The sequence below is a fragment of the Chryseobacterium sp. SN22 genome, from assembly GCF_008329705.1.
Taxonomy (GTDB): Bacteria; Bacteroidota; Bacteroidia; order Flavobacteriales; family Weeksellaceae; genus Chryseobacterium.
Window position 1 is genome coordinate 191,189 of the sequence record NZ_VTSX01000003.1, and the last position, 22,109, is coordinate 213,297.

General features: G+C 40.8%; 20 protein-coding genes. 11 read left to right on the forward strand and 9 right to left on the reverse strand.

Features of this window, described 5'->3' with window-relative positions; translation table 11 throughout:
• Window position 1: 1 nt before the first annotated feature.
• From FY557_RS03055 to FY557_RS03080, 6 genes are all read right to left on the reverse strand, one after another.
• Complete coding sequence (locus FY557_RS03055) at window positions 2–1,189, reverse strand: efflux RND transporter periplasmic adaptor subunit (RefSeq protein ID WP_149245812.1); 1,188 nt, start codon at window positions 1,187–1,189, stop codon at window positions 2–4.
• 1 nt (window position 1,190) lies between these two features.
• A complete protein-coding gene (locus FY557_RS03060) occupies window positions 1,191–1,643 on the reverse strand; it encodes a transcriptional regulator (RefSeq protein ID WP_149245813.1) in 453 nt (150 codons plus the stop codon).
• A 117-nt stretch (window positions 1,644–1,760) separates the two neighbouring features.
• Window positions 1,761–2,273, reverse strand: a complete 513-nt coding sequence (locus FY557_RS03065; RefSeq protein WP_149245814.1) for a GNAT family N-acetyltransferase — start codon at window positions 2,271–2,273, stop codon at window positions 1,761–1,763.
• A 139-nt stretch (window positions 2,274–2,412) separates the two neighbouring features.
• Entirely contained in the window at window positions 2,413–2,643 is a 231-nt protein-coding gene (locus FY557_RS03070; RefSeq protein ID WP_146939376.1) for a DUF2007 domain-containing protein, read from the reverse strand.
• A gap of 64 nt (window positions 2,644–2,707) precedes the next feature.
• On the reverse strand, window positions 2,708–4,033 hold the full coding sequence (lat, locus tag FY557_RS03075; RefSeq protein ID WP_149245815.1) for an L-lysine 6-transaminase: 1,326 nt from the start codon (window positions 4,031–4,033) through the stop codon (window positions 2,708–2,710).
• Window positions 4,034–4,141: 108 nt separating this feature from the next.
• A complete protein-coding gene (locus FY557_RS03080; protein ID WP_149245816.1) occupies window positions 4,142–5,692 on the reverse strand; it encodes an aldehyde dehydrogenase family protein in 1,551 nt (516 codons plus the stop codon).
• 137 nt (window positions 5,693–5,829) lie between these two features.
• Between FY557_RS03080 and FY557_RS03085 the strand changes: the two genes are divergently transcribed.
• Window positions 5,830–6,030: a hypothetical protein gene (locus FY557_RS03085; RefSeq protein ID WP_146939373.1), complete on the forward strand. Its 201-nt coding sequence runs from the start codon at window positions 5,830–5,832 to the stop codon at window positions 6,028–6,030.
• Between the two features lie 475 nt (window positions 6,031–6,505).
• Here the strand turns inward: FY557_RS03085 and ccsA are convergent, their stop codons facing one another.
• Window positions 6,506–9,763 carry a cytochrome c biogenesis protein CcsA gene (gene ccsA / locus FY557_RS03090; protein ID WP_149245817.1) on the reverse strand — a complete coding sequence of 1,086 codons (3,258 nt, stop codon included), beginning with the start codon at window positions 9,761–9,763 and terminating at the stop codon, window positions 6,506–6,508.
• A gap of 349 nt (window positions 9,764–10,112) precedes the next feature.
• On the opposite strand from ccsA, the gene FY557_RS03095 reads away from it, so the two are divergent.
• From FY557_RS03095 to FY557_RS03115, 5 genes are all read left to right on the forward strand, one after another.
• Window positions 10,113–12,686, forward strand: coding sequence for an FtsK/SpoIIIE family DNA translocase (locus tag FY557_RS03095; RefSeq protein ID WP_149245818.1), 2,574 nt, complete (start codon window positions 10,113–10,115; stop codon window positions 12,684–12,686).
• Window positions 12,687–12,751: 65 nt separating this feature from the next.
• On the forward strand, window positions 12,752–13,399 hold the full coding sequence (locus FY557_RS03100; protein ID WP_149245819.1) for a LolA family protein: 648 nt from the start codon (window positions 12,752–12,754) through the stop codon (window positions 13,397–13,399).
• Window positions 13,400–13,476: 77 nt separating this feature from the next.
• The gene (locus FY557_RS03105; protein ID WP_149245820.1) at window positions 13,477–14,937 is read left to right on the forward strand and encodes an LptF/LptG family permease; all 1,461 of its coding nucleotides are present in this window, start codon (window positions 13,477–13,479) and stop codon (window positions 14,935–14,937) included.
• Between the two features lie 408 nt (window positions 14,938–15,345).
• Window positions 15,346–16,134 carry a hypothetical protein gene (locus tag FY557_RS03110; protein ID WP_149245821.1) on the forward strand — a complete coding sequence of 263 codons (789 nt, stop codon included), beginning with the start codon at window positions 15,346–15,348 and terminating at the stop codon, window positions 16,132–16,134.
• A 97-nt stretch (window positions 16,135–16,231) separates the two neighbouring features.
• A complete protein-coding gene (locus FY557_RS03115) occupies window positions 16,232–16,861 on the forward strand; it encodes a hypothetical protein (protein WP_149245822.1) in 630 nt (209 codons plus the stop codon).
• 272 nt (window positions 16,862–17,133) lie between these two features.
• Here the strand turns inward: FY557_RS03115 and frr are convergent, their stop codons facing one another.
• Window positions 17,134–17,688, reverse strand: a complete 555-nt coding sequence (gene frr / locus FY557_RS03120) for a ribosome recycling factor (RefSeq protein WP_149245823.1) — start codon at window positions 17,686–17,688, stop codon at window positions 17,134–17,136.
• A gap of 93 nt (window positions 17,689–17,781) precedes the next feature.
• On the reverse strand, window positions 17,782–18,489 hold the full coding sequence (gene pyrH, locus FY557_RS03125) for a UMP kinase (protein WP_149245824.1): 708 nt from the start codon (window positions 18,487–18,489) through the stop codon (window positions 17,782–17,784).
• A 511-nt stretch (window positions 18,490–19,000) separates the two neighbouring features.
• On the opposite strand from pyrH, the gene porQ reads away from it, so the two are divergent.
• The 5 genes from porQ (at window position 19,001) to FY557_RS03150 (ending at window position 22,099) form a co-directional block, all read left to right on the forward strand.
• Window positions 19,001–19,993: a type IX secretion system protein PorQ gene (gene porQ, locus FY557_RS03130; RefSeq protein ID WP_149245825.1), complete on the forward strand. Its 993-nt coding sequence runs from the start codon at window positions 19,001–19,003 to the stop codon at window positions 19,991–19,993.
• Between the two features lie 94 nt (window positions 19,994–20,087).
• Window positions 20,088–20,762 (forward strand): (d)CMP kinase, encoded by a 675-nt coding sequence (gene cmk, locus FY557_RS03135; protein ID WP_149245826.1) that lies wholly within the window; start codon window positions 20,088–20,090, stop codon window positions 20,760–20,762.
• A gap of 96 nt (window positions 20,763–20,858) precedes the next feature.
• The gene (locus tag FY557_RS03140) at window positions 20,859–21,206 is read left to right on the forward strand and encodes a YtxH domain-containing protein (RefSeq protein WP_149245827.1); all 348 of its coding nucleotides are present in this window, start codon (window positions 20,859–20,861) and stop codon (window positions 21,204–21,206) included.
• Between the two features lie 83 nt (window positions 21,207–21,289).
• The gene (locus FY557_RS03145; protein ID WP_149245828.1) at window positions 21,290–21,598 is read left to right on the forward strand and encodes a phage holin family protein; all 309 of its coding nucleotides are present in this window, start codon (window positions 21,290–21,292) and stop codon (window positions 21,596–21,598) included.
• 3 nt (window positions 21,599–21,601) lie between these two features.
• A complete protein-coding gene (locus FY557_RS03150) occupies window positions 21,602–22,099 on the forward strand; it encodes a phosphoribosyl-ATP pyrophosphatase (RefSeq protein ID WP_149245829.1) in 498 nt (165 codons plus the stop codon).
• Window positions 22,100–22,109: the final 10 nt, after the last annotated feature.

Below are 22,109 nucleotides of genomic sequence, written 5' to 3' on the forward strand. Positions count from 1 at the left end.
ATTAGAATTTCGGTTTTACGGATTGTACAAGACTGTCCATTTTTACTTTTTTAGGCTTGATAGCGGTTCCGGACTTCAGAGTCCCCGTTCCGGCAGCTACTACCAGCTCGCCTTTATTCACCCCCGATTTAATCAGGGCCATATTATCTATACGGTCGATCACATCAATCACCACATTGCGGGCCGTATCTCCTTTGTCCACTTTATACACGTAAACGATACCCTGCTGTTCGTACGTTGCACTTTCAGGAACAACCAGAACATTGTCGTAAGGCTGAGGGAAACGGATGGTTCCGCTGTTCCCGTTGCTTAACAATTTCTGAGCGTTTGTAAATTCCACCCTGAACTGAATGGTTCCCGTTGTAGGATCAATCTGTCCTGTAATGGCTTGAATCCTTCCTTTTTCAGGATACAGACTGCCGTTTGCGAGCTGCAATTCCACCATCGGAAGGTTTTTAATTTTTTCAGGCATTGAGGCTCCCGGTGATTTTTCAAGGAAGTTGAAATATTCTTTCTCATTCATAGAAAAATAAGCGTAAATCCCGGAAGTATCGGAAATGGTCGTAAGCGGCGTCTGATCACTCGGTCCGACAAGGCTTCCCACTTTTAATGGAAGTTTTCCCACGACTCCGGAAATCGGCGCGCGGATAACAGAATATTCGATATTCGCTTCTACACCTTTATAATTGGCTACAGCCTGGCTTTTCGACGCTTGGGCCTGTTTCAGCTGAGCCTGGGCCTGGGCTAAGTTGGCCTGTGCCGTCTGCAACTGCACATTACTGATGATATTTTTCTGAACCAGCGGCTTCAGTTTATTCACTTCAACATTTGCCGCCGATACTGCTGCCTGAGCTGCTGCAATATTGGATTCCGCAGCACTGATTCCTGCTTTGGACGCCGCAGCAGTCTCATTAAGAATATTGGTTTCCAGACGGAAAAGTGGTTGTCCCTTTGTCACATACTGCCCTTCATCTACCAAAACCTGGGTGATATATCCCTGTATTTTAGCCCTTACATCATTATTTACCCTTCCCTGAATCGTAGCCGGAAATGTCTGGTAACCGGTTACATTTTTTGTCTCTACATTCACTACAGGATAGGGTTTCGGGCCGTCCTGCTTGGGAGCTTCTTTTTTGCAGGCCACCATAGAAAGTGCTGCAACAGAAAGTATAACTAGCTTATTATTCATTTTATAGTTTATTAAGAGATTCCTGAATATGTATGATATTTTTGTTTAAAAGTGCCTTATAAGCTTCCATTCTCTCATTGTGGTCATCATGATTTTTTTTAAAATGGTCTAAATCATCCAATAGTTTTAATTCGTCTTTCATTTTTTGAACTATTTTTTCAAATCTTATCTTCTTGTAACCCTCATTGATGAAAAAATACCGTTTCCGCTCATCCATTTTATTATGATCGACGATAAGTTCAGAGTTCAACAGCAGAGAAATGCTGGTGGAAACTGAACTTTTGCTAGCCGAAAAAACCTCCACAAATTCATCAAAAGTAATGCCCGCTTTATCGTAATCGAAAAGAAGGTAAGCATAAATCTTTGAAGCTAAAGGTGGTAGGTTGAAAACAGAACCGTAAAACTTTACGGCATCTTGGAAGATTCTTTCATCAATTTCTATACTCTTATGCATGGTATATAAATTTGCAACAAAAGTAAAAATTAGTTCAGAACTAAACGAACAAACATGATAGAGTTTATAAATGCATAGCGTTTTAAAAATTCTATGACAAACGATTTAACTTTTTAATTAAATAATAATCTTTTCAAAGGCCTTGCGCACTCCGCCAGCCAAAAAAACTTCGCCGCAATAGCTATATCCTTTGCTTTCTAAAATTTTCAGCATAGCGGTATTGTCATAATTGGTATCTACCTTAACGCTCTGGATCCCATGCGATCTTGTAAAATCTTCGATATGATCGAAGAGAGCCTTCACTATTCCTCTACCGGCAAATTTTTCATCTACGGCAACGCGGTGTACGACAACAAATTCCCCATTGCTGAGCCATGCTCCTTCGATCGTACTATAAGCAGGCTCATCATTTAAAATCAAAGCCGCATAAACTGCAATTTCATTATCGACTGTCATCACGTATCCGAAACCTTTTGAAATATCACTTTCTACTGTTCCGTGGTTTGGATATCCCTGCTGCCACTGGGTGCTTCCGTCCTGCCTGCGACGTTCGATGGCCTGTTGCAAAATATTCCAGATTATTTCTTTTTCATTCATTTGTGCTTGTCTTAATCTGATTTCCGAATGCATTGCTGTTAATTTTTGATTAAATGTAAAATTGATTTTGAATCCGACTGGTAAAACGGATGATTGTCAAAGTAAAAAAACCGAAAACTAATCAAATTAATTTTCGGTTCGAAGTAGTAAAATTTAAAATTATGAAATTGTTTTATTGATTTTCATTTTGCTGAAGATAAGCATCGATTACCTCAAAGGCTTTCTTCTCATCTTCCAGTTTTACCATTACTTTCAGGGATGTTGCCGTAGGCGTCGTTGTAAAAGTAAGGTAGTTGTTTTCTACTGAATTCTTGATTTGTGCGTCATCCAGCTTGGATTTTATCAACTGGATTTCTGCAGGTTTGTCACTTTCAAAAACTGATACTCTTGTACTTCTTTCCATAGTTCTGTCTCGTTTGAGTATCTAAATATATAACGTTTTTTTGAAAATTACAAATTTTCAGCTTTTAAATTTTAGTAATATTGCTTTCTATTTTATCCAGCGCAAGCTGAATTTCTTCTTTGGTAACGTTCAGATGCGGCCTGAAACGCAGCGACTGATCGCCACAGGCCAGAATAATCATTCCGTCTTTCCAAAGCACATCCCGCAGATGGTTTCTTTGCTCGTGGGTCGGAAGATCAATGGCACACATAAGGCCTCTTCCTCTGGCATTGGATAGTTTTTCAGGATATTTCTGCTGTAAATTCTGCAAGCCTTCCAACAGGTAATCGCCGACAATCCTTGCATTCTCCACCAGGTTTTCTTTTTCAATAACTTCCATTACCAGCTGGAAACGCAGCATGTCGATAAAATTCCCGCCGAAAGTGGAATTGATCCTGGAACTTTCTCTGAATACATTTTCAGGAACTTCATCGAACTTTTCCTTATTGGCCAGGATTCCGCATACCTGCGTTTTTTTTCCGAAAGAAATGATATCCGGCTTTGCTGTAAAATGCTCAAATGCCCACATTTTTCCGGTGATTCCGATTCCCGTCTGCACTTCGTCAAAGATCAGGAGGATTTCGTGCTGATCGCAGATTTTTCTCAGGCCTGTAAAAAATTCATCACGGAAATGGTTGTCGCCGCCTTCCGCCTGAATCGGCTCTATAATGATACAGGCCACTTTATCCGGGTTCATCAGAATAGCTTCTTCGATGTTTAATAAAGCCAGCCTTTCATTTCTTATGGTTTCTTCCAGATTTTCTTCCGTGACCGGGAACGTCAGCTTCGGATTCAGGATTCTCGGCCAGTTGAACATCGGAAAATACTGGTATTTTCTCGGATCCGCCGTATTGGTAAGGCTTAAGGTATATCCGCTCCTTCCATGGAATGCCTGTCTGAAATGGATACAGATTCCGGCTTCGAGATCAAGTCCTTTTTCAAAATTTTTCCTTGTTTTCCAGTCGAAACAGGCTTTCATTGCATTTTCAACAGCAACAGTACCACCTTCTATGAAAAATGCATATTGCAGTTCGTGAGGAATGGCTACACGTTCAAATACTTCCAGGAAATGCGCATATTCTTGAGAATATACATCTGCCAGTGTCGGCTTATTGATCGCCATTTTACCCAGCCATGCTGATTTTTCCATCAGATAAGGATGGTTGTATCCGATGGATGCAGAAGCGAACATGGAAAACATATCCAGGTATTCGCGGTTGGTGAGTTTATCGTAAAGCCATGAGCCATGGGATTTTTCAATATCCATTACGAAATCGAAGCCGTCGGCCAGCACGTGTCTGCCTACGGTTTCTTTTACTTTATTTGTCTGTCTATCAATTGTTGTTTGCATATTAAATAAAATCTTAGGGTTGATTAGAATTTAATAGTTAGAAAGCGGGATTTTAATTATAACGCAGATAGTACCACTTTTTGCATCCCGGTTCTCAATATTAGTTTTTTAAAGGTCAAACTTAATACCTTGTGCCAACGGTAAGCTGGCAGTATAGTTGATCGTGTTGGTCTGTCTTCTCATGTAATATTTCCAGACATCGGATCCCGATTCCCTGCCGCCGCCGGTTTCTTTTTCACCACCGAATGCACCGCCGATTTCCGCACCGGAAGTCCCGATGTTCACATTGGCGATTCCACAGTCTGAACCTGCGTGGGAAAGAAATAATTCAGCTTCTCTCAGGTTCTGCGTCATGATTGCGGATGACAATCCCTGAGGAACATCATTCTGAATAGCAATGGCTTCGTCTAATGTATTGTATTTAATTAAATATAAAATAGGCGCAAATGTTTCGTGCTGAACAATTTCATATGAATTTTTCACTTCAGCGATACAAGGTTTCACATAGCAGCCGGATTCATAGCCTTTTCCTTTCAGAACCTCTCCTTCCACAATAAATTTTGCCCCTTCTTTTTTGCCCTTTTTAATGGCTTCCTGGTACATATTTACCGCATCGGTATCAATCAGTGGTCCGACGTGGTTGGTTTCATCCAGAGGATTTCCGATCTTTAATTGTCCATAGGCTTTTGCCAGTCTGTTTTTCACTTCATCATAAACACTTTCGTGGATAATCAGTCTTCTCGTTGAAGTACACCGTTGTCCGGCTGTTCCAACCGCTCCGAAAACCGCTCCGATGATCGACATATCGATATCGGCATCTTTGGAAATGATGATGGCATTGTTTCCGCCCAGTTCAAGGATCGATTTTCCGAACCGCTGCGCCACATTGGCAGAGACCATTCTTCCGACTCTTGTAGATCCCGTAAAGGAGACCAGGGCAATTCTCTTATCGTCCACCAGCCGTTGTCCGATCTCGTGATCTGCTACCAATACACTTGAAATGCCTTCCGGAAGATTGTTTTCCTTCAGTACTTCGTTCATGATGTTCTGGCATGCAATGGCGCAAAGCGGTGTTTTTTCCGAGGGTTTCCAGATGGTAACGTTTCCACAGATCCAGGCCAGTGCGGTATTCCATGACCACACGGCTACCGGGAAATTGAAAGCGGTGATAATTCCCACGATTCCCAGCGGATGATACTGCTCGTACATGCGGTGTCCCGGTCTTTCCGAGTGCATGGTATACCCATGGAGCTGCCTGGAAACCCCCACGGCAAAATCGCAGATGTCGATCATTTCCTGAACTTCACCCAAACCTTCCTGTAGGGATTTGCCCATTTCATAAGAAACGAGTTTCCCCAAATCATCTTTGTACTGTCTTAATTTCTGGCCGAGCTGCCTGACGATCTCCCCTCTTTTAGGGGCGGGAATAAGCCTGAATTCCTTAAAAGCCCTCTCTGCCGTTTCGATTACTTTATCATAATCCGAAGCACCGGAGGTTTTTACTTTTGCAATCAGGTTTCCGTCCACCGGAGAGTAACTTTCCAGCGTATTCCCTGATGCAAAGTATTTCCCGCCTGTCGAAGTCCCCTTATTCTCATCTTTAATTCCAAGATTCTTGAGCGTTTTTTCAATCCCAAAATCCTTTACTTTTTTAGACATAAAAATTTTACTTTTCGTTTCCTCTAAAGATAAAAATATTATGCGAACCGCAAAATTTTAATTTTTTTAACGTGTTTTTTATTTGGACTAATTATAAACATACTTATCTTTGTAAGGCAATCATTTGAATTTCAGAAATGGAAAATAACAGGATTAAAAACGAATCTGATGCCGGAGAACAGAAAACCTCCCGGTGGAAAAGCCTGCTGAAAAAATTCGGGATCGGCGGAATCATATTTTTTACGGTGAAAGGCATCATTACTTCCACGCTGATCTATTTCTTAGGAAAAAATGCGTGGAGCATTATTGCCGGCTACTTTACAGGGATATTTGATTAATTAATTGAAATAAATATGAAACAGAAGCTGGGAATTTTCTCAGCTTTTTTATTTTTTAAATACTGATTATAAATTTGGATTTTAACTGCCAGGTATGTTAAATTAATGTGAATGTAAAATAAAAAGGCTGTAAGCGGGATGATGGATGCCGGACGTTTTTCAGTGTAACTTATTAAACTGCATTTCCACCTGGTTCATTTACTTTTTACTTGGCTCTTAATCTTGAAAACCATTAAGATTGAATAAGGTATCTGGAAAGTTAAGATGAGCTTTGCTTTGAGCAAACCGCTAAATAAAATCTTTGATTCTTCTTAATAGCCTAAACTGTATTTTCACTTGGTTCATTTTACTTTTTACGTGGCTCTTTATACCTTGAAAACGATTAAGATTTTGTAAAAGCCAGTTTCAGTGCTGTCCTTCACAAACGGAAAATCCCGGAAGTTTCTTCCGGGATCTGTTTTATAAAAATTAAATCTTATTTTCTCGTTAAAACTCTGAACTTTAAATAAGAGGCAATGGCTAAGGCCAGCATGCTTCCAAGTCCGATGTATACCCAGGCCGGAACAGGCACCGGATCTCCTGCAGCGTATGAGTGCAGCCCACTGAGGTAGTAATTTACCCCGAAATACGTCATGACCATCGAGCAGAAAGCAAACATGGTAGCTACGTGAAATGCCCATCTGCTTCGTAATCCCGGAACCAGTCTCATGTGGAGTACGAACGCATAAACCATGATGGAAATGAAAGCCCAGGTTTCTTTAGGGTCCCAGCTCCAGTATCTTCCCCACGATTCATTGGCCCAGATCCCGCCTAAGAAGTTTCCTACCGTTAAGGCAAACAAACCGATGGTAAGAGACATTTCCGAAACGATAGCCAGTTCCTTCAATGTGGTGTCGTGGTGTATTTTATAAGTATTCTTTTTCGAGATAATATAGAAAACCAGACTGATGACCGCGATGATCATTGATAAGGCAAAGAACCCGTAACTCGATGTAATGATCGCTACGTGTACGATCAGCCAGTACGACTTCAATACAGGTACCAAAGGGGTGATCTGCGGGTCAAGCGCTGAACCTCCGTGGGCAAATCCCATCATAATGACCGCCACCATAAATCCGGCTGCCGGAATCAGGGCATTGGAATTTCTGTATAATAAGAGCCCGGCGGTAATTCCGACCCACGAAATGAAAATAATGGCTTCATAACCGTTACTCCAAGGCGCGTGTCCTGAAATATACCATCTTGCCACCAATCCGAGGAAATGGAAAGCATATCCGATAATACCTATTACAATAATGGCTTTGATGCTTTTGTTTAAAATTTTACCCGGTTTGAACAATTCCACAAAACCTAAGATCAGCAATAAGCCTCCGATCAGGGTATAGAAAATCAACAGCTTGAAATTGATATTCACCTTATTCATGAACACTTCCAGTTCAACTTTTGATGGGGCAGGGACAACGGCTTTCCCCCACTTCTGCTGGTATTCCGAAAGTTTTGCCAGTTCCGCATCGGCCTTGCTCCAGTTTCCGGTTTGCTGTGCTTTTAAAACTTCCGCGAAATAAGGGCCCATCACCTGCTGGGATTCCATGTCCGGTTCCATTTTCTGGTCCAGCCATGAATACCAGGTGTGGTTGGCATCGTTCTTTACCGGAACAATTCTCATGAACTGACCGCTGAAAAACTCATTGAAAATCTGTACCCTTTCGTTAACGGCAATGACTTCTTTGTCATAATTGGTCTGCTCGGCCGGTTTTTTACGGAATGCCGTGTTGTAATCGCTTTCAAGAATATATTTTAAATTTCCGTTGGCATCTGCCGGGAACAGGTTCATTAAGGAAGTGTATCCGTCTTCATCCGCTTTTGTTTTATTCTTTAATTCATCACCGCCCTTTGTTCCTACTTTAATCATCGGAACCATCGTCCAGCTCGGAGTATCGGTATTCACGGAAAGGAACCATTGGTTAGCGGTTAAGGATTTTCCGTCTGTCCCTTTAAACTCATCCTTTTTATACAGTTTTCTTAAAACATCGAGGGCTTCGGTGTTAATCGGAACGATACGGCCTTCAAAATTCTGTACCAGAAGGTATCCGAACTTATCGGCATGCTCCGCACTGATTTTATTTCTCGCAATAATTTCGTCTGCAGAAATGGTTCTCATCTTGGCCAGCGGCACTGCCGCAGAATTCTGCTGCGATGGCTGGGCCTGTACCGATTCCGGAGTATGGTTATGATTCTCTCCTTCTACATGAACGTGTTCCCGACTTCCGTCAGTTGTTCCGTGCGTTTCGATTTTCTGGGCATTCAGTCCGAAGCTTAAAAGCAACAGAAGAACGGTTGCCGCTTTCTTTTTATTAACGTCTTTCAGTATTTTATTTAATTTCCAGAAGTGGGTTCCTTTCCAGAAGAACATAAAGAACATTCCTCCGAACAGGAAAGTATAACCTATATAGGAGATCAGCGTTCCCCAGAAATCGTGATTCACCGAAAGCACGGTTCCCATTCTGTCCGGATCGAAACTCGACTGGAAGAAACGGTAGCCTTTATGGTTCAGTACATGGTTCATATAAATTTTAAAAGGTGTCTGTTTCCCTTCATCGATAATTTTGATATGGCTTTCGTAAGCACTCGGGGAAGAACTTCCCGGATAGGTTTCCATAACGAAGTCCTCCAGCTTCAAAGAGAACGGCGTATTGTAGACCTTTGGTCCGAAACCAACCATGATGTTCAGCCCGTCCATAGTGACCTGCTTATAGGCATTCGGGTTTCCTTTTTCTACGGAAAGGTCTACCAGCTGTTTTGTTTTTGGTCCCTGAAGTTCTACCGTCAGCATATCCGGAACATTCTGGTCTTTTTTACGGTCGCCTTCGATAGAAAGTAATTTCCCTTTTCTTAAACCTTCGGGAACTACCAGTTTTAATTCATTGATTGAATATAAACTTCTCAAAACCAATGGTTGGAACTCATCTTTTTTAGTCGTTCCGGTTGCCTGGGTGGCCATGGTCATGTAATTGGCATCAACCGGAGTTTTGATGAACAGTTTCCCGCCTTCTTTTTTAAATTCCACCGCACCGTCGATAGCCCTGTTGAAAGTAACCAGGGTTCCGTTGATGGATTTTGTTTCACCGGGCTTGATGAAAATATTCTGCCTTCCTGTTTGCCCGGTAGATACCAGATGCAGGTATTCGGCACCGTTGGGATCTGCCAGAAGACTGTCTTTTTTCCGCTGAACATACTCTTTAGCCACCACTTTTACCTGTTTTCCACGGAAATCATAGGTCGCTTCCAGATTTTTGTGCAGCGGGGACATCAGATAAGGAATATCCTGGTAGTTAAGGACGTCACCTTTTTCTTCGATCTGGATTTTAAGGAAATTCTTGTCGGTTACAATTTCATTGGAGGTTTCTCCTTCCCGGATGTGCATGATGCCTTCAAAACTGATGTACCGGGTAATCGCACCGCCGATAAAGATCAGCACAAATGCGAGGTGGAATACCAGCACCGGCCATTTCTCTCTCTTCCAGAGCCTGTATCTTCCGATATTGCCGATAAAATTGAGGATTAATAGAAGCATGATTAATTCAAACCACCATGCTTCATAGATTAATGCTTTTGCTGTGGGGGTTCCGTAATCGTTTTCTAAGAACGTTGCATAGGCCATGGCGAATGCATACCCCAATAACAACACAGCCATTGTTCTGGTTGAGATCAAAATATCCTGGATCTTCTTCATATGTATATACTTGACATGCAAAAATAAGCATGATAAACCATAAAGCCGTTAAAAAAAGCTGTTTTTTATCACTTTGAGGGCCTGAAACGTTATTTTGAATCATTCTTAATAAACTTGAAATCAATTGGAAAAAATTCAATCAATCAGATAGGAATAAATTCTTTTTTACATTAAAAAAAAATTTAGTCCACTAATTTTTTTTAATTTATTTTATTTTAAATATTTTTAATAATCAGAAAACAAAACCAGCCGGAAAAACGCCTTTTCCGGATCGGGAAAAATTAAATTTCTTTTCGTAAAAAAGCATGACGTTTAATGTTGAAAAATATTAAATTTGCCAATTGACATTATGAATAAAAACACGCAGAACAAACCGACAGAATCGCCTGACAAGGGCAAATTTTTATCGAAGCCCCGGGTATTTTTCGGGTTAACCTTTATCCTTTTTTCCGTTGTGCTTACCTTTTCATTCGTTTCATACCTGATGAACTGGAAGGCTGATCAGAGCCAGGCAGGAACCATGCTGGACAAAAGTATCAAATCGTCTAACCTTTTCGGAAAACTGGGCGACTGGCTGGGAAATATTTTTATTTTTGAAAGTATTGGGGTTGCCTCATTCATCATAGCCTTTTTATTTCTGGTTTTCGGGACGGTGATCCTTAAAAAGAAAATGTTTAAGCCATGGAAAACCGTCGGGCACTCGCTGTTCTTTATCTGCTGGCTGCCTATCCTTTTTGGAGCAGTAACCAAAGGTCAGGGCGTTTTAAGCGGAGTCTACGGCTATCAGATCATGGATTCGCTGAATGCGATTATCGGAACCGTCGGTCTTTGGCTGGTACTGGTATCCAGTATTGCTTTGTATTTCATTTTAGAGTTTAACCTCCGTCCAAGTTCGATCAAATCAAAACTGAATGACATTAACGAAAATACCATCGGAAAAGTAAAATCCATGATGCCGAGCTCTGATGAGAATTTTGAAGCGGATGAAGAACTGATTGAAGAGCTGGAGGCGCATAAGGAAGACACTGTTGAAAAAGTAAAAGTAACCGAGGTCGTACAAAAACCTGCCGCCAAAGCAAAGGTGCCTGAGCCGGTAAGCATTCCTAAAGGATTTCCGGAAGTCCCGGTTTCTGCCAACCTGGATCCGATTGTAACTCCGAACAACACTTCTTTCGATGAAGAAGTAAAAACGGATTTTTCATCATCCATCAATCTGCCAATTGATACGAAGCCGAAGATGCCGACTCCCACTCCTGAACAGGCGTTTGACTTTAAACCTTCCGTTCCGGCAGCCCAAACGGTTCCGGCCGCTGCTCCTGCGGAAGAGATCAAGTTCAATGTGGAAGTAGCTCCGGTAATTGATATCCTGGATGACGCAGATATTAAGTCCCAGGAGTTGGTAGATAAGCACGGTCTGTATGATCACAAGCTGGATCTGGCCAAATTCCAGATGCCGCCGGTAGAACTTTTAAAGGATTATGGAAACGAAGAAATTTCCATTAATAAGGAAGAATTAGAAGAAAACAAAAATAAGATTGTAGGACTGCTTAAAAACTTTAACGTAGGTATTGCCGAAATTAAAGCAACCATCGGACCTACGGTAACTCTATACGAGATTGTTCCGGAAGCGGGAATCAGGGTTGCAGCAATTAAGAAATTACAGGATGATATTGCCCTCAACTTATCGGCGTTGGGAATCCGGATTATTGCACCGATGCCGGGGAAAGGAACCATCGGGATTGAGGTTCCGAGGAAAAATCCGACCATGGTTTCCATGCGTTCGGTGATCGCCTCACAGAAATTCCAGAATACCGATATGGATCTTCCGGTGGTATTCGGGAAAACGATCTCCAATGAAATTTTTATGGCCGATCTTTCCAAAATGCCCCACTTGCTGATGGCGGGTGCTACAGGACAGGGTAAATCGGTCGGGATCAATGCAATCCTTACTTCCCTACTCTACAAAAAACATCCGAGCGAACTGAAATTCGTGATGGTGGATCCTAAAAAGGTGGAACTTTCTTTATATTCAAAAATAGAAAGGCACTATCTGGCGAAACTGCCCGATGCGGAAGAAGCGATCATCACCGACACCAATAAAGTAATCAATACACTGAATTCCCTCTGTATCGAAATGGATACGAGATACGATCTGCTTAAAAATGCCTTTTGTAAAAATTTAAAGGAATACAACAAAAAATTCACAGAACGGAAACTGAATCCTGAAAACGGACACCGCTATCTGCCTTACATCGTTCTGGTCGTGGACGAATTTGCGGATCTGATCATGACGGCCGGTAAAGAAGTCGAATTGCCGATTGCCCGCCTGGCCCAGCTTGCCCGTGCGGTAGGTATCCACTTAATTGTTGCTACGCAGAGACCTTCGGTAAATGTAATTACCGGGATGATCAAAGCGAATTTCCCGGCGAGGGCCGCCTTCAGGGTAATTTCGAGTGTGGATTCAAGAACGATCCTTGATTCTCCGGGTGCCGACCAGCTGATCGGTAAAGGGGATATGCTTTATTTCAACGGTAACGAAATCCTGAGACTGCAGTGTGCTTTCGTCGATACGCCGGAAGTAGAACGGCTGGCGGAATTTATCGGTGAGCAGAAAGGTTACGCTTCGGCATTTATCCTTCCCGAATATGTTTCGGAAGATTCTACGAGTACCGTAGGCGCATTTGACCCTAATGAAAAAGATGCCTTGTTTGAGGAGGCAGCAAGAATTATCGTCTCCACCCAGCAGGGTTCCACTTCCATGCTTCAGAGACAATTGAAGCTGGGGTACAACAGGGCCGGAAGAATTATGGACCAGCTGGAGGCAAGCGGTATTGTAGGCGGGTTCAACGGGGCAAAAGCAAGGGAAGTTCTTATCAGCGACCTGCATTCTTTGGAACAGTTTTTGGAAGACCTGCGCAGTTAAAAGTGAAACTACAGGTTTAACTTTCCCCTTAAAACAGAGTCTAAAATTTAAGTAAGATTAAAAAAATGAAACATATTATTTCAAAAATTGTAGTCAGCAGTCTGGTAATAGGAGCCGTAGGATTTACAAGTGCCCAGAAAATTGATGCCAAAGCAAAAAAGATCCTGGACGATATTACCGCCAACTATAAATCGAAAAAAAACACCTACTTTAAATTCTCATTCGGCAGTGGAACCAACGGAAAAGTGGATAAAAGCGAACCGGGAATTTATTATGCAGCAGGCGACAAATACAAACTGAAGATCATGGAAACCGAACAGATCTTCGACGGTAATAAAATATATAACATCAATACAGAAGATATGGAAGTTACGGTGGCCAGGCCTAACGGCAGCAGCTCTATGTTCTCCCCTATCAACTATCTTTCAAGCTACAGAAACGATTATAACGTAACTTACGAAGGAAAGAAAAGCGTAAGCGGTGTAAACGCAGACTTAATTAAGCTAACGCCGGTAAAATCCAACGGCATACAATACGTTTATCTTTTTGTAGATGCTGCCAAAAAGCAGATGGTAAAGCTTGAGCAGCACGGTAATAATAAAGACCTTGCCGTAATTGCCATTACCCAATATAAGGAAAACCAGACGTTAGATCCGGGAATGTTCGTTTTCGACAAGAACAAATACAAAAATTATCTGGTTACGGAGCTTTAACGGACTTTATTATAAAAATTTCATAAAATATAAGAGCTACAAAGGAAACTTTGTAGCTTTTTGATTAATTTTGGCGCATGTTAAAAATACTAGACCGCTATATCATAAAAACCTTCTTCGGACCGTTTTTCTTTATATTCAGCGTATTGTTTTTTATCTTTATCGTAAACATTATCTGGATCCAGCTGGGACAGTTTATGGGGAAAGGATTAAGCTACTGGCAGATCATGAAGCTGCTTTTCTACCTCGGGGTAAGTGTTATCAGTATGGTATTGCCGCTGACGATCCTGCTGGCCAGCATTATGTCTTTCGGTGAATTTGGAGAACGGTACGAGCTTGCTGCCATGAAGGCAGCGGGAATCTCTCTTACCCGGGTCATGATGCCTTTGTTAGGAGTAACGGTAGTCATGTCGATTATCCTTTACTTTTTCTCAAACAATATCATCCCCGATTTCCAGAGGAAAGCGAGAAATATGTTGTACAATATCGCCCAGACGAAGCCGGCCCTTAATTTTACACCCGGTCAGTTCATCGATCAGATCCCGGGAAATATGGTGAAATTTGATAAACTTTCAGGTAAAAACGATGAAAATATCGAGGGGGTTTTCGTTCACAAGAAGGCAAGCTCTTATGAAAACCAGCAGACCATTGTTGCCAAAAGAGGGAAGTTCATTCCTGCTGCCAACAAAAATTACCTGAAGCTTGTGCTGTATGACGGTTATGTATACGATGATAATTTTGCAGGAAAGGGTGAAAACGTAAGGCTGAAACAACCCGATCAGGCCATTAAGTTCGATTCCCTGACGTCCCATTTCGATGTGAGTGAAATCATCAATAAAGCGATTGAGGAAGAAAAGATTACGGAAGATTACCGTTTTCAGACTTTCACTGAAATTAACAAAACTATTGACAAGGCTAAAACCGACAACGACCGTTTTTTCACCAACGTCAATAATGACGTCCTGAACCAGACCAATTCCGTAATCAGCTATATGGATTCCAAGCAGAACCGGGCAAAGGCCAAACCGAAGCCGATTATGAAACTGGATACGGTAAAGAAAGAGAAAAAGCTGGAAATCATTAAAAATGCCTATGACCGGCTGGAAAGTCTGAAAAGTACCCTTGAAGCAAAAAACAACGAGCTTGATCCCGGCATCAAGTATTACAATAAGGTGGTCATTTATCAGCAGAGGATTGTTACCTATTCCTTTACCTGCATTATCTTTTTCCTGATCGGTGCCAGTCTCGGGTCCATTATCAGAAAAGGAGGGATGGGGCTTCCGGTAATTATTGCAATTGTTATTTTCATTATATTCTACGTGATCAATGTAGGTTTTGAAAACATGGCATGGTCCGGTAAAATTAATCCTTATCTGGCAGCCTGGGTTCCGAATATTGTCCTGTTCCCGTTTGGAGTCTGGATGACGTATAAAGCCCTGACCGATTCTCAATTATTCGACGCGGAAAAATATAAAGCCGCTTTCAAACCGATTACGAAACTGTTTGTAAAGAATAAAGAGCATCAGCGTTATCAGTAATTAAAATTATTTTAAAATACATCAGATCCGGAGATATTCCGGATCTTTTTGTTTGATGATTACATAAGAGCCCAGTAGGAACCCAACGCATAATGCAGGCTGAACCATTAAGATAAATGAAGGTTTTAAGGATTTACAAAGATCAAATCAAAGATTTATATAGCGGGTTTGCTTAAAGCGAAGCTTAGCTTAACTTTCTTTATACCTTATTACGCCTTAATGATTTAAAAGGTCCGATTAGTTAAAAACAATCCCATTTAATCCTAAAAATCATTAGATTATCCTGTTCTTTGGCAAACTTTCAGCTTTCAGCATCCTTTTCCCATCCTATTAATCTGATTTCTGCTTCGCGTACGTGTCAGTTTAACAATAAAAAATTATCTTTACCGGAATTAAAAATTTAGTACTATGAAAAAAATATTACTCGTTGGTTTGTTAAGCCTGGCTTCATTCAATGCCTATGCACAGGAAGACAATACCGAATATGAAATGGGAACCGGTGAAAAACCCGGCTATATCATCGATAAAAGCGGGAAGAAAATCGAAGGCATTGTGAGGCTTGCCGGAAATGACATGAGTCCGTGGACCAATCAGAAAAAAGTAAAGTTTATCGCTTCCATCGATATTGATGCTTCCAAAAAGAAACAGAAATTCAAAACCTACGATGTGGATGACCTGAAAGGCTACATGGCCGTTGATAACGATGCAGAAAGGGTTTTTGAAAACATCAAATACACCAATGTAAAAGAGGCGTACAATACCCAGAACGGAGGGTTGAGCGGCAACATGAAAGCCTTTAATAACCTTACAAAAAGCAACCAGTTTGCAGAGCTGATTGCCGACGGGAAAATCAAAGTATATAAAGTTTACGGTTTTCCGACCACTTTCTCAGCAGGAAGTCAGATTGCTGTTGCCGAAGCGGAAAATAAAAGAATGAGGGAAAACCCGTCGTATGTCTATTCCAAGAAAGGAGGCAAGCCGGAAGAACTTACCGCAGTGAAGGCGAAAATGATCATTGCCGACTGTCCGGTTATAAGGACAAAGGCTTCGAAAGGGGAATACGCTTCTCTGAAAAACGACACGAAACAGCGGTCCGGTTTAGGAAAATTCATCAGGAACGAAATCGGAAATGCCATGGCCGATAATAGAGCCATCGTGGATGAAGTAATCGGTGATTATAACGACAACTGTAAATAACCAGTTCTAAAAATAAAAAAAGCAGTTTCAGTTTGAGACTGTTTTTTTGTTTAGGCTGTTTTTTTTCTGTATTATTGAATTCGCCAAATTTACCCTTATGAAAAATAGAATCACTGCCGTTTGCCTCATCCTGATTGTTTCTTGTAATAAACAAAAAGAAGGTTCGGAACAGAATTTTCCAAAAGATCTTCCTACAGTTATAAAAGACACCGTTTCGCCGGACAGAACTCCGCAGAATATTAATGAAATCAAAAAAGAATTTACCACTCTCAATGAAAAGCTGTTATCCAAAAGTTTGGATTCCATAAGCTTTACCTACGCCTGTAACGAAATCGAAGGCAAAGCAGATTTTTATTATGAAAAGCAAAACCTGCGACTGGTAAAGCATTTTTTTGCAGACAGCCATTTCTCATCGGTGACGAATTATTACGTGAAAAACAACGATGTATTTTTCATTTTTAAAGAAGAAGCCTTGTGGCAGTTTGACGGCGGAACTCCTGAAAAGCCCATCACCAAAGACAGCATCAGCCAGCAGAGAATCTATCTGCAGAATGGTAAAGCGATTCAATGTCTGGAAAAGCAATTTACCATAAGATCTGCCGGCAAAAATGTAAATCCTGAAACGGTTCCTAATAAAAACGGAAACTGCGAAGTGAAAGAACTGATGGACATTTATCAGAAAATTTTAAAGAACAAAAACAGGAAAGACAGAACCCTATGCCTTTAGGTTTTCAAATTCAACGGTTTAAACCAATAAGATTATATAGCAGTCAGAAAAATTTAGCTGAGCCTGGCTTCAAGTCCGTCGTTGAATAAATCTTTGATTTTATCTTTATCAACCTTAAAACTCTTCCTCCTTCTTAATAGTTCAGCCTGCATTGCTATTTGGCTCTTTTACTTTAACCTGGTTCTTGTATCTGGCTCACCAAAATGGTTCACAGACAAAACAAAAGCGGCTTCACCAAATGAAACCGCTTTTTTATATTTCAGTACTGAAAATTAGACTTTCATAATTTCAGCTTCCTTCACTTTAAGATGCTCGTCACAAGCTTTTACATACTTATCGGTAAGGGTCTGGATATCGGCTTCTACGCCTTTGATAATATCTTCAGAAACACCGTCCAGTTTCTTAAGTTCTTTCAGGCCGTTTTGTCTGGCGTTTCTTACGACCACTTTCGTGTCTTCCGCTTCACCTTTCGCCTGCTTGGCCAGTTCCCTTCTTCTTTCCTCCGTTAATGGCGGAACATTAAGAATGATGTTGATCCCATTGTTGGAAGGCGCAAAACCTAAATTTGAATTGATAATCGCCTTTTCAATGTCATTGATTGCTTTGGAATCCCAGGGTTGAATAGAAATCGTCATCGCATCCGGAACAGAAACATTCGCTACCTGGTTGATGGGAGTTAATGCCCCGTAATATTCCACCATTACATCCTGAACCATTGTGGTAGACGCACGTCCTGCTCTGATTCTCTGAAATGCATGATCCAGGTGCTTAATAGCGGCTTCCATGTCGTGCTGTACAGACTCTACTATAAGATCTATTTCTTCCATTATATAATAAAAATTTGATAAATTACACATTTTTTATGATTGATTAGTAATGAGTAATGGGTAATTTAAAAAGATGCTTACCCCGAATACCTATTACAAATCAACTAAAGTACCAACTTTCTCACCATCCACGATTTTTTCCAGATTGCCGTCTTTGTTCATATCAAAAACGATAATCGGCAGCTTGTTTTCGTGGCTCAGGGTAAATGCCGTCATATCCATTACCTTCAGGTTCTTGGCATAAACTTCGTCGAAAGATAGCGAATTATATTTTACCGCGTCCGCATTTTTTTCAGGATCGCTGTCGTAGATTCCGTCTACCCTTGTTCCTTTTAAAATAACATCGGCATCAATTTCGATGGCTCTCAGCGTTGCTGCGGTATCCGTCGTAAAATACGGGTTTCCGGTTCCGGCTCCGAAGATTACCACTCTTCCCTTCTCAAGATGTCTTACCGCTCTTCTTTTGATAAAGGGTTCGGCCACTTTATCCATTTCGATAGCAGACTGAAGTCTGGTCTTAATTCCTGCATCTTCCAGAGCACCCTGTAACGCCATCCCGTTGATCACGGTGGCCAGCATCCCCATATAGTCTCCCTGTACACGGTCCATCCCCTTTGCCGCGCCGGCTAACCCACGGAAAATATTTCCTCCTCCGATTACAATGGCAACTTCACAACCTTTGTTTACTACTGTTTTTATTTCTGCTGCGTATTCCTGTAGCCTTTCATTGTCGATACCGTACTGTCTGTTTCCCATTAAGGCTTCACCGCTCAGTTTCAGAAGGATTCTTTTATATTTCATTTTTTGTATAAATAACTTTTTTCCGTTAGGTTAATTGTCTGAAAATTGACTCTGCAAATATAATCATTAATAAGGTTGGTTTTTAATTCTGTATTAAATTTTTAAATGTGGTCTCTGAAGCTGTTTCTGACACTTTTTATCGAAACAGCAGAAGTTTATCCGGAGCTTTTCCCGCTTTCCGCTGTATCTTTTCCACCTGGCTTTTATCCCATGCAAAAAAGGATGCCGCTGCAATCGGGGCTAATGATAACCTAAATCCGGTAAGGTTTAATGTATTTCCAGTTAGTAAGTAAAGATAAGAACCATGATGATGTAAACTCCTTCGTTCAGCCAAATCAGGTAAGTAAATGCTTTCCACTCACCTTAACGGCAACTCTCTTCTATTATAAAGTTACCTTATTTGAAATAAACCCCTGGTTTTACAAAAAAACAGATATTTACCTATAAATAATGTGAGAAATATTTTGAAAAGTACGAAAAAGGATTATTTTTGCATTACTAATAAACTGAGTTGAAGAAAATTGTCATTCTTTCATTATTTCTGTCAGGAATTGTTTCTTATGCACAAACGGGGACAAATGTTTTTCCGTTCTTGAACCTTCCCGTGTCTGCCCGGCAGGCAGCTTTGGGCGGTGATGCAATTTCCGTTAGGGATCATGATGTTTCCTTTGCTATTGCAAACCCTTCCTTGCTGAATAAAGATTCGGATAACCAGCTTTCCGTAAATGCTACGGCCTACCTTGCCGATTCCAAGTACGGAACCATTGCTTATGCCAGAGATTTCGATAACGGCCATATGGCCACCATCAATGCACGGTATATGAGCTATGGGAGTATCCCGAGAACGGATGACAGCGGTTTTGAAAACGGGACCTTCACGGCATCCGATGTTTCGGTAGGTGCAGGATATGCCTATCAGTTTGAAGAAGACTGGACCATCGGCGGAGGACTTAATTTCATCACGTCAAAGATCGATAACTATACTTCTTCCGCAATTTCCGGAAATGCAGGAGTTACCTATCATAATAAAAAGAACAAGGAAACGGCTTCTGTGGTTTTCAGGAATTTCGGATATCAGTTCAAGTCATTCAACGGAACCAGGGAAAATCTTCCTTTTCGTGTAGACATCGGATACACAAGAATTTTAAAAGCCGTTCCGCTGGCAATTACCATTACTGCACACGATATTCAGCAATTTGATATTTCTTCACCGTACAATGTAAACGGACAGGAAGTAAATGTAGGAAGAAAAATAGCCGACCACTTTTCTTTGGGTGCCGAACTGTTTCCGGAGAAAAGCTTCAATATCCGGTTAGGCTATAACGTGAAACGGGGAAGCGAACTTGCCGTGGTAGACCAGAGAAACTTTTCAGGGCTTTCCGCCGGATTCGGGGTTAAGCTTTCCAGGTTCAGAATCGATTATGCCCATATAAGGTACCATAATGCGTCGAATGTCAATCAGATAGGTATTTCAGTAGACCTTACAAGCCACGCCGGTTATTAAATAAGATAAAAAACAAAACAATAAATGTATAGAAACCTTAAGAAATTCTCTTAAGGTTTCTTGGTTTTTAAGAAAAATTCTGGAAATTTGCAGGATGAAAAAACCTGTAATTGCGATCGACGGGTACTCGTCTACCGGAAAAAGTTCCATCTCTAAAATCATTGCCCAAAAACTGGGAATCATCCATCTGGATACCGGTGCCCTTTACCGGGGTGTTACCTGGTTTGCCCTTCAGAACTGTACCGGAGAAGACGGTTTTATTGATCTGACTAGGCTGTTTTCATCTTTTAATGAAATCGAACTTGAGTTTAAAAATGCTGATGGTGAACTTATTCTCTTTCTCAACCACATTGATATTTCCAAGGCCATCCGCACCAATGAAGTTTCCGATAACGTAAGCTTTGTGGCCAAACAGAAAGAAGTACGCGATTTTCTTCTGCAATCCCAACGTTCTCAGGCAGAAAAAGGCGGCATTATCATGGACGGGCGTGATATCGGAACCGTTGTCCTGCCTGATGCAGATTATAAATTCTTCCTGACCGCCAGCATCAATGAGCGGACCCGGAGAAGATATGAGGAACTGCTGAGTTTAGGAATTGAAGCCGACGAACAGCAGGTAAAAGAAAATCTGATCGAGCGCGACCGGATAGACAGCGAGCGTGAAATTGCCCCGCTGAAGCAGGCAGACGATGCCATTATCATCGATAATACCGCTCTTAACAAACAGGAAACTATAGATGCAATTTTATCATATGTCGACAAGATTTAACATTTTTTAATAGATACCTTTCCCTTTTGGTATATAAATTGTACAATTTACTGCAAGTAAAAAGCTAGTATTTATTAACTATTAAAAAAAACGAAAATGTCTAAAAAGAACAATACAGCGGGTATTTTGGCAGGCCTTCTTGCAGGTGCTGCAGCAGGTGTCATCTTAGGAATGCTTTATGCTCCTGAAGAAGGGAAAGAAACGAGAAAAAAAATTAAGACAAAAGCTGAGGATATCAAAGACCAGGCTAAAAATAAATATGGAGAAGTATCTGAAAAGGTAAAAGACCAGTATAGCAACATTTCTTCTACTTTTAAAGAAACAGCCAGTAATGTAGCGCATACCGTTAAAGACGGATATGATAAATACAAAGATCAGATCGTTTCTAAGACAGCGGATGTTGTAAAAAACGTAGAAACGGAACTTAATGATCTAAAAAATTAAAACGGTTTATTTTTTTAGATAAATTATGAAAAGGAACTTTATAAAAGAAAGTTCCTTTTTTTATAACTTCAAATAAAAAAACGATGATAGAAACTATTAAAGAATACGCGTCCAAAAGGATTGATCTGCTGAAAATAGAAGCTACCGAAAAATCTTCGCTTTCTGCAGGGGTCATTACTTATTTTGTAATCATGCTTGTTGCTTTTGGTTTTTTCATTATCCTGTTTAACTTTGGGATTGCCTTTCTCATCGGAGAAGCATTAGGCAATCAGTCTTACGGATTCCTGATCGTGGCAGGATTTTATCTTTTGATCATGATTATAGTGATGGTATTTAAAAAGAAAATCGTAAATTCTATAGCAGATCAGGTTATTAAATTTTTAAATGATTAAACTATGGGCAGAAAGTATGAAAACCTTGAGGAACTCAGGAGAAAGAAAAAACTGCTGAAGCAGGAAATTGAAGGTATGGAGGATCTTCTTACCTTTAAGAATACGAAAGAAAGCCTCAGTGCATTTACCAATGGTTTAACAGACCAATATCTGCAGGAAAAGGTAGATGAAAACGGTGATGAAAAAGTGGTTCTCCGTAAAGATATAATTGCGAAACAGATTACGAGTGAAATAAAAGATGCAGTTATCAGTAAAAACTCAGCGATGGATATTGCGGGTTCTGCTTTCAAAGGAGAAGCGATTGATATTATGATCAACCTTGCCGTAACGACTATCGTCGGGAATTATGCCCGTAAAAACTTTAAAAGCTCCAATTGGAAGAAAAAACTCATCGGTGCAGCCATGATCTATCTGGCACCTATGGCCTTGCGCTTCATCAGAAAGAAACTGGAAACTTACCAGAAAAACAAAAGCGTATCCAGCATGGAACAGCTTATATAAATTTTTTAGG